At 46.3% G+C, this 9,356-nt stretch carries 11 protein-coding genes; 7 read left to right on the forward strand and 4 right to left on the reverse strand.

Annotated features, from left to right (window positions below):
* Window positions 1–132: 132 nt before the first annotated feature.
* The gene (locus Q1B11_RS11715; protein ID WP_299732628.1) at window positions 133–693 is read right to left on the reverse strand and encodes a Smr/MutS family protein; all 561 of its coding nucleotides are present in this window, start codon (window positions 691–693) and stop codon (window positions 133–135) included.
* Window positions 694–888: 195 nt separating this feature from the next.
* Between Q1B11_RS11715 and Q1B11_RS11720 the strand changes: the two genes are divergently transcribed.
* From Q1B11_RS11720 to cydX, 4 genes are all read left to right on the forward strand, one after another.
* Entirely contained in the window at window positions 889–2,862 is a 1,974-nt protein-coding gene (locus Q1B11_RS11720; protein WP_299732631.1) for a hypothetical protein, read from the forward strand.
* Window positions 2,863–3,514: 652 nt separating this feature from the next.
* A complete protein-coding gene (locus Q1B11_RS11725; protein WP_299732634.1) occupies window positions 3,515–5,095 on the forward strand; it encodes a cytochrome ubiquinol oxidase subunit I in 1,581 nt (526 codons plus the stop codon).
* 12 nt (window positions 5,096–5,107) lie between these two features.
* Window positions 5,108–6,241: a cytochrome d ubiquinol oxidase subunit II gene (gene cydB, locus Q1B11_RS11730; protein WP_299732637.1), complete on the forward strand. Its 1,134-nt coding sequence runs from the start codon at window positions 5,108–5,110 to the stop codon at window positions 6,239–6,241.
* Between the two features lie 14 nt (window positions 6,242–6,255).
* Complete coding sequence (gene cydX / locus Q1B11_RS11735) at window positions 6,256–6,375, forward strand: cytochrome bd-I oxidase subunit CydX (RefSeq protein ID WP_299732640.1); 120 nt, start codon at window positions 6,256–6,258, stop codon at window positions 6,373–6,375.
* A gap of 11 nt (window positions 6,376–6,386) precedes the next feature.
* Here the strand turns inward: cydX and Q1B11_RS11740 are convergent, their stop codons facing one another.
* Window positions 6,387–6,671: a hypothetical protein gene (locus tag Q1B11_RS11740; protein WP_299732643.1), complete on the reverse strand. Its 285-nt coding sequence runs from the start codon at window positions 6,669–6,671 to the stop codon at window positions 6,387–6,389.
* A 69-nt stretch (window positions 6,672–6,740) separates the two neighbouring features.
* Here Q1B11_RS11740 and Q1B11_RS11745 point away from each other — a divergent pair, with 69 nt between their 5' ends.
* Entirely contained in the window at window positions 6,741–6,932 is a 192-nt protein-coding gene (locus Q1B11_RS11745) for a hypothetical protein (RefSeq protein ID WP_299732646.1), read from the forward strand.
* A 31-nt stretch (window positions 6,933–6,963) separates the two neighbouring features.
* Here the strand turns inward: Q1B11_RS11745 and Q1B11_RS11750 are convergent, their stop codons facing one another.
* Together Q1B11_RS11750 and Q1B11_RS11755 are read right to left on the reverse strand one after the other, a co-directional pair.
* Entirely contained in the window at window positions 6,964–7,248 is a 285-nt protein-coding gene (locus tag Q1B11_RS11750) for a hypothetical protein (RefSeq protein WP_299732649.1), read from the reverse strand.
* The gene (locus Q1B11_RS11755; protein ID WP_299732652.1) at window positions 7,241–7,405 is read right to left on the reverse strand and encodes a hypothetical protein; all 165 of its coding nucleotides are present in this window, start codon (window positions 7,403–7,405) and stop codon (window positions 7,241–7,243) included. Before Q1B11_RS11755 ends, Q1B11_RS11750 begins: the two co-directional genes overlap by 8 nt.
* 593 nt (window positions 7,406–7,998) lie before the next feature.
* Here Q1B11_RS11755 and Q1B11_RS11760 point away from each other — a divergent pair.
* The gene (locus Q1B11_RS11760; RefSeq protein WP_299732655.1) at window positions 7,999–8,538 is read left to right on the forward strand and encodes a hypothetical protein; all 540 of its coding nucleotides are present in this window, start codon (window positions 7,999–8,001) and stop codon (window positions 8,536–8,538) included.
* 63 nt (window positions 8,539–8,601) lie between these two features.
* A complete protein-coding gene (gene rimJ, locus Q1B11_RS11765; RefSeq protein WP_299732658.1) occupies window positions 8,602–9,282 on the forward strand; it encodes a ribosomal protein S5-alanine N-acetyltransferase in 681 nt (226 codons plus the stop codon).
* Window positions 9,283–9,356 lie beyond the last annotated feature (74 nt).

Here is a 9,356-nt window from a genome sequence, read left to right on the forward strand (position 1 = left end):
GCTCTGAAGGGTAGGAATGAACCGTGATGTGATCACTCATAACGTGAGTCAGCATAAAAACAACAAATAAAGAACATAGAAAAAGAGAGTAGCAAAACAACGGTTATTTAATCAGCCGTAGATATACAGCTTCTAACGCTTCTTCAACAACACCAGAACCGACCCTGTGCCACCTTCTGAAGGCGGTGCGGAACAAAAGGCCAGTACGTCCGACATTTGTTTCAGCCAATGATTGGTATGACTCTTCAGGGTAGATTGACGATCTTTAGTACGATGGGATTTACCATGAACCACCCGCACACAGGTTAAACCGCGCAGTCGGGCAATCTGGATAAACTCGTTGATCAGCTCCCGAGCCTCATCGATCTTATAGCCGTGAAGATCCAGCTCGAACTGAATGGGTATCATCCCCTGACGGAGTTGGCGCATACGATTGTGCTGGATACCATCACGGGAGAACGCAACGCTTTGTTCCGGCTCGATGGGCTCGATCCAGGCTTCTGATAATGCAGCACCGCCCGATGACTGAAGTTGTTGCGCTGCTTTTCGCCGAGCCTGTAACGTACTTTCCGGTACCGATACCTTTTTAGGCAGTTGCTTACCTATCTGGGCTTTGATGTTTTTGTTCTTCAGGGGTTTAACCCCCTTCATTGCCTGCTCAAAGCTTTGTTCTTCGTCGTCGTTTTTACACATAGGTTGCGCAGGTCTATAGTCAGATTTGATAAACACCAAAATACTATTGTAACCATTGTCTTATAGTCGGGATAGAATGAAATGCGAATGACAGTCCACTGATCACCAGAACCGTAGTAATACATATAGGGATTTACCGACATTGCCGATTAGAATACCTTCTTAAGAATAACACCTTCCCTCTCAGGTCACTCCATGTCGCAGACAGCCGACGCTGACAACGTCACTGATGTAAACGCTCCTGATAAAAAAGAGCACCGGAAAAAACAGCTGGATAACATTGATCTCAAACTGGAAGAGCGGGATCAGCGGTGGCTGGAAAAAGTCGCCAGTGCACCACAGCCGGAGCCCTGGAGCGTTATTGTTTTTCAATACGCCTGGACCGCCGGCCCCGTCACGCTGATGGCGGCTTATTTCGGTTACTACTTTGCCTATGGCGTGTTAATGCCCCTGGAGAGAGCTTTTTACTTTCTGGGCTATTCGGTAATCGCCGTTGCCCTGGGTATGAGCTACAAACTGTTCCACAACATGACTCACGGCCGGCAGGCAATCCGCGACCGTCTGAACCGTTTGTACCTGATCGATCACTTGCCTGAACTCATCTATCAGGCACGAGATCTTGGTCAGGCTAATATGACAGAGGAACAACGTCGTATTCATTCTGCTGGCATCCTTCTACGAAAAATGGATCTTGGCCCCGAATGGGTGTCCACCGCTATCGAAGATCTCACCGGCAATCAAGTACTGGCCAAACAGGCAGAGCGCATTGAGATTTTCCGCCGGGCCGGCCTGTATAGCCGCATGCGAGATATTATTACCGAAGCTGAAGAAGCTTCGAACGACGCTTTCCAAACGCTGAATGAGCATCACCCGAGAACCGCAGAAGCCATGAAAAAGCGGCTCAACGGTATCGTCATGCGCCCACATCAAGGGCAACGTCGGGAGCCACTGTTTATTGAACGGATTCTGTCGGCAATTGAGGAAGGCAACGAAAACCTGATGACGCTCCACGACGTGGAAGAAATGCTCACGCTTTGCTTTGAGCTGATTTGCGGGCGTGAAATCCCCTTCCTGAAAATTGAATATACCGGTCACTGGGATCTGGCCAAAGCGCTGGATAAACTGGAAGAAGAACGGAATGATCTGCGCATCAGCCGCGCGCGCGTCTATTCTCGTTTAAAGGCACTGAACACCTACCTCAGTAACCTTGGTATGCCTTCGGAGATTGGCAGTGGCAGTGGTTTGAGTACCCAAAAATTGTTATCCATTGCCGTACGCGCACTGGACACGTTAAGCCTGCAGGTTCGTGAAGCCCGTCAGTTGATGTTCACCACTCCGTTAAAAAAAGGCCCGTCCAAACAGCTACATACCCTGACAACCAAAAGCCAGCAGCTGGAAAAAGCACTGCAGATATACAACGAAAGTCGTCGGGCTTACCTCAAACAGGGTCGTGACAGTCTGCAGTTAAAGCGCGCTCTGAAAAACTGGCAGAAGTTGTCGTCTAATTACCAGAGCCAGAAGAATGAAAACCTGAAACGCAGCCTGACCATCTCGGAGCAGTTTATCTTTATCGATGAAGAAGATCGGGCAGAGATCGCATTGAAACTCCGACAATATCTGGAAGATTCTCCTGAACTCCCGACCGGTCGTAAAATTGGCAAAGAATACTCGGCGTCATGGCACGAACAAACCGGTCTGCTGACAGAATCCAATGCCCGGGACATTGCCATTGAAATTGCCACAATTCTGGACCCGTATATTCATCTGAACGACCCTCAAACCCAACGGGCTATTGAAACCTCCAACGCCACCAGCCTGGCCAATATCGAGCCCGGCATGAGCGCAAAAACCAAAGCTGGCTGGGGCGAAGCCATGGCCGGTGCGGTGGAAAAGAATCTGGCGTCCAGCGCCGAGAAGCTGGCTCAGAACCTGATCCGCTATTATCGCGTGCCACTCAGTGATCAGACCATTCATTTTCTGGTGGAGACTTATGGCGCCAGTCTCGAACGTTTGCAGTTTATCGCCCGTTACGAAACGCCACTGAGCGCCTCTTACTCTCTGAACGGTATGTCTGCCATGGAGATTCCGCAGCCCAAAGAAAGCTGGCAGATTGACCTGTACAATGCCAAGAAGACACTGACGCGGTTTAATCTGAAGAATATGGTCTAAGAAGCTGTTCAACCCAGAATGGGAAATACTGACAGACCAAATAGGGAATTGTCACAAAATAACTTCCACTTTTAACCAGAACCGTTGCCCGTTTACCGTTGTCCGTTTACCGTAAAAGCCTTGCTGCTTGCGCTTTTACGGTAAACGGCAAACGGAAAACGCTTCTCTGAGCAGTGAAGTTATTCAGGGGCAGTTCCTAGGTACAGATAACCATACCATTCCAAATTTGACCCACATCAACAAAACCTGAAATACCGATAATTGCGGCATACCGAAATATACCTACCAGGCTCGTATCTGTACCATAGTCAATGAACTAATTTCTGTCCCTGCACGTAACGTGTTAGTGCGCAATGACAGCAAAGCCAAAACCAACGCCTTACCAGAAAGTCCGCTCCAGACGGGCCAGGTTCGTTTCAGTGTACTATTCATACAGCAACCTGAGTCACTTTCAGCGACAACGTGATTTGAGAACTCTCCGTTTGATCAGGGAACTTTAATCAGAGACTTACGCTCCAAGTAATTAAGGTCGCAGGCTACATGAATAACTGAGCCAACCTTACCCGGTAAAAGTGAATCTGGCTGATGTTGTCATTACGTTCTACCCTGTAGTAGCCGGGGTCTTTTCCTGTATTAACTGTGGAGGAGCTTTATGATTCTGGAAGAAGTCATAGAACTCTCGCGCTTTCAATTTGCCATTACTGCGCTCTATCATTTTTTATTTGTTCCCCTGACCCTTGGCATGACGTTTATGCTGGCGATCATGGAATCCGTCTATGTGATGACGGGGAAACAAATCTACAAAGACATGACCCGATTCTGGGGCAAGCTCTTTGGTATTAACTTTGCCATTGGTGTGGCCACCGGCCTGACCATGGAATTCCAGTTTGGCACCAACTGGTCCTACTATTCTCACTACGTGGGCGATATTTTCGGCGCACCGCTGGCCATTGAAGCCCTGATGGCGTTCTTTCTCGAATCCACCATGGTGGGCATGTTCTTCTTCGGCTGGGATCGTCTGAGCAAAGTACAACATCTGGCGTGTACCTGGCTGATGGCAATCGGCACCAACCTCTCCGCTCTCTGGATTTTGATTGCCAACGCCTGGATGCAAAACCCGGTAGGCGCTGAATTCAACTTCGAAACCATGCGCATGGAAATGACCAGCTTTGCTGATCTGATTCTGAACCCGGTTGCCCAGGTTAAATTCATTCACACCGTGGCCGCAGGTTACACCACGGGGGCGATTTTCGTACTTTCCATCTCTGCTTACTACCTGCTGCAAAATCGTGATGTCGGTTTTGCCCGCCGTTCTTTTGCGGTGGCTTCCGGTTTTGGTCTGGCAGCGATTCTTTCCACCATTCTGCTGGGTGATGAATCCGGCTATGAACTGGGTGACGTACAGGAAGTAAAACTGGCTGCAATTGAAGCAGAGTGGGATACTCATCCTGCCCCTGCCAGCTTTACCGTGATTGGTATTCCTGATCAGGAAAACATGGAAACCGACTTCGCCATTAAAATTCCTTATGTAATGGGCATCATTGCGACCCGCTCTCTGGATGAAGAAGTCATGGGTATCAAGGATCTGATCGAGAACAAAGTCGTCCGTATCAAAAGCGGTATGGGCGCTTACGAGTTACTCCAGAAACTCAAGAATGGTGAGGACACTCCGGAAAATCGTGCAGCCTTCTTAGAAGTTGTGGATGATCTGGGTTATGGCTTATTGCTGACCCGTTATACCGATGACATTCCATCCGCTAACGACGCTATGATTCGTCAGGCCGCTGAAGACGCCATTCCAACGGTATGGCCACTGTTCTTCGCGTTCCGCATTATGGTGGGCTGTGGTGTTCTGATGCTGCTGCTATTGGTGACTGCGTTTGTAAAAACCGCAAAACGCAACGAATATAAGAGCCGATTCTTCCTGAAACTCTGTCTGTGGTCTCTACCACTGCCGTTTATCGCCAGCGAAATGGGCTGGTTTGTTGCCGAGTTTGGACGTCAGCCGTGGTCTATTTCCGGCATCTTGCCCACATACCTTTCCGCTTCCAGCCGAACAGTGACCGACCTGTATCTCAGCATCGCCGGTTTTACTCTGTTCTACGGTATTTTTGCTGTGGTGGAAGTGTGGCTGATGCTGAAGTTTGCCAAAATGGGCCCAAGCAGCCTGCACACAGGACGCTACCACTTTGAGCAAAAGCCAGTAACCCATCTTGACCCGAAGAATGCATAAGGAGTGATGACGATGGATTATGAAATTCTTCGATTAATCTGGTGGGTACTGATCGGCGTACTGTTCATTGGTTTTGCCATTATGGATGGTTACGATCTGGGTACTGCCAACCTTCTGCCTTTTATGGCAAAAAACGACATTGAACGTCGAATCATGATTAACGCAGTAGCGCCCCACTGGGATGGCAATCAGGTATGGCTGGTGACTGCTGGCGGCGCACTGTTCGCAGCATGGCCAACAGTGTATGCCACTGCATTTTCTGGCTTTTACTGGGCAATGGTATTGACGTTATTTGCCCTGCTGATTCGTCCAATGGCCTTTGACTACCGATCCAAACTGGAAGACACCCGCTGGAGAAACGCCTGGGACTGGGGCTTGTTTGCCAGTGGCATTGTGCCTTCCATCGTCTTCGGTGTGGGTTTTGGCAACATCTTTGTGGGCTTTGGTTTTGAACTGGATGAGTTTATGCGATCCAGCTTCACTGAAAACTTCTTTAATCTGCTCAACCCATTCTCTCTGCTTTGCGGTGTTGTCAGTGGTGCCATGCTGACCATGCAGGGTGCTGTGTGGCAGAAACTGCGCTCCGGTGATCCTATTCGTCATCGTGCGTCCATCGTCGCCCGCTATTCAGCACTGGTAACTCTGGTGGCCTTTGCTGTTGGTGGACTGTGGATTGCTAATATCGATGGCTATCAAATCACCAGTTTGATTGACCCCAATGCTCCGTCCAACCCACTGAACAAAACGGTGGTTCTTGGCGAAGGATTGTGGCTGAGCAATTACAGTCAGTACCCGATCATGATGATTGCTCCGGTGCTTGGCTTTCTTGGTACCATTGGCGTGATTCTGTTCTCTGGTACTCATAAAGATGCCTTAAACTTTATCTGCTCCTCATTGGCTCAGGCCGGCATCATTATGACCGCAGGCTTCAGCCTGTTCCCGTTTGTATTGACGTCCAGTTCCAATCCAACCTTCAGTCTCACCATCTGGGATGCCACTTCCAGCTTCATGACCCTGGCGATCATGACCGGTGTAGCCGCGATCTTTGTCCCTACCATTCTTGGTTACACTACTTGGTGTTTCTACAAAATGTGGGGACGCATGACCGCTGAACAGATTGAACAAGAAAGCCACTCACTGTACTGAAAGGGAGAAAAATTATGTGGTACTTCGCATGGATACTGGGTGTATTACTGGCCTGTGCTTTCGGCATCATCAATGTGATGTGGTACGAATTTCACAGCGATCATTTTGATAATGAAATCAATGATTTAGATTGATTTAAAAAATTTTAGGTTTCAATTTTATTGTAACCTAAGCCTAAAAAACGGTACCAAATCGTACCTTTGCCGCATTTCGCTGCAATGGTAGACCGATAAAATGGTACCGTTTCTTTTGTATATCCCTGACCCAGAACCGCTTTCCCGGGCGCATCCATTAAACTCAACCCCAGCCTGACAACATTTGCAAAAGAAGTGCTTAACAAACCATGAAAACCCGCGACCTGCTCCAACTGCCAGACACCAAACTCGCCGCAGCCATCAGCACCATGAAAAGCAAAGAATGTGAAAAACACCTCAGGAGCTATACAAAAATCCTGGGCATTTAGTTTGAAATGGCCATTATGTAAGCCACCCACGCTGCCATGTTCAGCGACAGTGATGAGCCGGTGAAACTGCGAACTTATAAAGCGGTAGTGGATCTGGTGAGGAGTGAAACCGAATACGGTGAAAAGGAAGCAGCCATTCTTGGTGTACTGCTGTTAGCTCATATCATCAAGAAAATGGATAAGGTGCAATCGCTGGTGGGGCAAACCCAAGCACCAGCCTTTTATTGACATACCGTTCGATAAGTTGGAGAAATGCTGATTACTGGCTCAGCATCTCCACCACTTTCAGGTTCAATACTTTCAGGTTCAATATAGACGGCAGCTCATTATTGTTCTTCACCATGAAATCGATCAGATCATTCACTGGCATTTCGTAGATGCTGACAAACAGGTCATGTAACTGGAACCCGCTGCTGCTGGAATCTGTTGGATCGTAATACTGGTCATCCACCCGAATCACCGCCTTGCCAAACAAGCAGTGGCTGTAGCTGATGCCAAGCACGTAGTGCAGGTCAGCAAATTGCTGCTCCTGCAAGTTAATCATATAATCCGCTGCGGTTTATTTGCAGGATCAGCGATTCCTGAATACTCAGTGAATTGGCCGTAAAAACCACAGCCTGCTGATTCCAGCGATAGCCATAAGGCTTGTTCTTGTCGTTCATATCAATGGAAAAATGGTTACTCTCTACCAGCGACTTCAAGTCGCCGCTGAATAGTATGGATATCGCGGTCCAGACCAATCTCTGCCAGTTGCACTTGCATCTGCTAGGCTGTAATCCACCAGCTTTTGGGAATACGCTTCAGCAGCTCAATAATGAGAATGGTATTTTCCAAGGATGATTGTCGTTTATTCATATTCTTGTCAGACTCCGAAAACAGGCGTAGCATAGAAAGCTCACTTCATCACCATGCGGCAACGCTTTCCCAGTTCATAATCCCATCATAAAACACCCCTGCGACGAGTTGTGTCGCATGCAAACTAAAAAATGAAATTTTTTCTTGCATCTCACTTCGTAAAGACACGACTACCGCCACATACGCAACAAGCGTACAATTTCACTCTCACAAATATCACTTCTGAGCTATCTGGTCCTATGCTCCCCAGTGCCAATGAAAGGCAACGGCACAATCCACGGGCGGTAGCGTGCTTTTTGGTTGAGAGGATGATTTCGATTAATATAATGCACAGAGAAAGGCCTGACCTTAGATAGAACAGGACTGTGCCCCCTAGACTGAAATAGTTTGGATTAGTTGGCCTACTAAGCGTTAGCTCCACATACTAATTATCCAGAATATGAATATAAAAGAAAGAAGAGAGTTTTACGAAAAGTTGTATTTTCATGAGCTTGATATAAGAGAAAAAATTGAAAGCAGGCTTAAATTACCAATGACTATTTTTGCGATTGTTTCTGCAATGGCATTATTTTTATTCAACGAAATAATAGTAAAAAAGTCATTTGAACCTGACGCCTTCTTTTCAGTTATTTTTTTTGGAGGAATCGTTTCACTGATCACTTCTATTGTTTTCTTTGTGAAATCTTGGTATGGGTATACCTACAAAATGGTGCCAAATGCAGTTGTACTAGAAAATTATTTTCAAGATATAAATGAGCATTACAATAAAATCGAATTGGAAAATTCTGAAACGTGGACAAATGAAGCTTTTGAGGAATATTTGCTAAGTACTTTCAGAGATTATGCAGCTCACAATACTGTTAATAATGATCGCAAATCATACAATCTATACAAATGTGTTACAGCACTAATTATTTCATTCTTACTTTTTGTTGTAGCATATTATCCCTATTACAACTTTATTCACCAGCAGAGCTAAGGTAAAACTTCATGCCTCAAAAACCGCCTCCACCTCCGCCACCGCCTGCAAGAAATGTAAGAGGTGATAAACCACCACCTCAGCCAAGACCTGCACCGAAACCAACTAAGAAGTGAAGCTAACAAAAATTTCCAGGGGACGCCTGCGGCGCCCCTGAAATTGGCGTTATGTGCCTCATACAAAATACCAAAAATGATTAATATCCAAACCGAAAGAACTACTCTTGTTACTTTGAGCAAGAGTTCAGCAGAGATGGTGAGAAATTACTATTTTGAAAACAAGGCGCATCTATCGCTTTGGGAGCCAGCTAGGGACTATGAATTTCACACACTAGAAAAGTGGCAGGAATTTATTTCTGAGTATGAAGATTCATTCAACTCAGGAACAGCTGTTAAATTTATTGCTTTGAATAAAACAAAAACTGAGATTATCGGAGTTTGCAATTTTTCAAACATCGTACATGGCGTCTTTCAGGCATGTAATGTTGGTTACTCAGTTGCCAAAAAATATGAGAGTCAAGGTTACATGTATGAAATATTATCAGCTGCTATAAAATATATTTTTGAATTTGTTGGTATGCATCGGGTAATGGCAAACTATATCCCAGAGAATGATCGAAGTGCAGCAGTTTTGAATAGGTTAGGTTTTGAAAAAGAAGGTTATGCAAAATCCTATCTTAAAATAAATGGTAAATGGCAAGATCACATTCTTACATCAAAAATAAACCCAGGCACAGGCACATAACAAGTGACTATGGTGTCAATCATAAATTATCCAGCTAATTCGGGGTTCCAATGAACCCCATCCCTGACCATTGA

The organism is uncultured Endozoicomonas sp., assembly GCF_947495845.1.
GTDB lineage: Bacteria > Pseudomonadota > Gammaproteobacteria > Pseudomonadales > Endozoicomonadaceae > Endozoicomonas.

Bases quoted from the DNA above. Each gene is read 5' to 3' on its own strand.
- Q1B11_RS11715 (WP_299732628.1), bottom strand. From the start codon at position 693: ATGTGTAAAAACGACGACGAAGAACAAAGCTTTGAGCAGGCAATGAAG.
- Q1B11_RS11720 (WP_299732631.1), top strand. From the start codon at position 889: ATGTCGCAGACAGCCGACGCTGACAACGTCACTGATGTAAACGCTCCT.
- Q1B11_RS11725 (WP_299732634.1), top strand. From the start codon at position 3,515: ATGATTCTGGAAGAAGTCATAGAACTCTCGCGCTTTCAATTTGCCATT.
- cydB (WP_299732637.1), top strand. From the start codon at position 5,108: ATGGATTATGAAATTCTTCGATTAATCTGGTGGGTACTGATCGGCGTA.
- cydX (WP_299732640.1), top strand. From the start codon at position 6,256: ATGTGGTACTTCGCATGGATACTGGGTGTATTACTGGCCTGTGCTTTC.
- Q1B11_RS11745 (WP_299732646.1), top strand. From the start codon at position 6,741: ATGTTCAGCGACAGTGATGAGCCGGTGAAACTGCGAACTTATAAAGCG.
- Q1B11_RS11750 (WP_299732649.1), bottom strand. From the start codon at position 7,248: ATGATTAACTTGCAGGAGCAGCAATTTGCTGACCTGCACTACGTGCTT.
- Q1B11_RS11760 (WP_299732655.1), top strand. From the start codon at position 7,999: ATGAATATAAAAGAAAGAAGAGAGTTTTACGAAAAGTTGTATTTTCAT.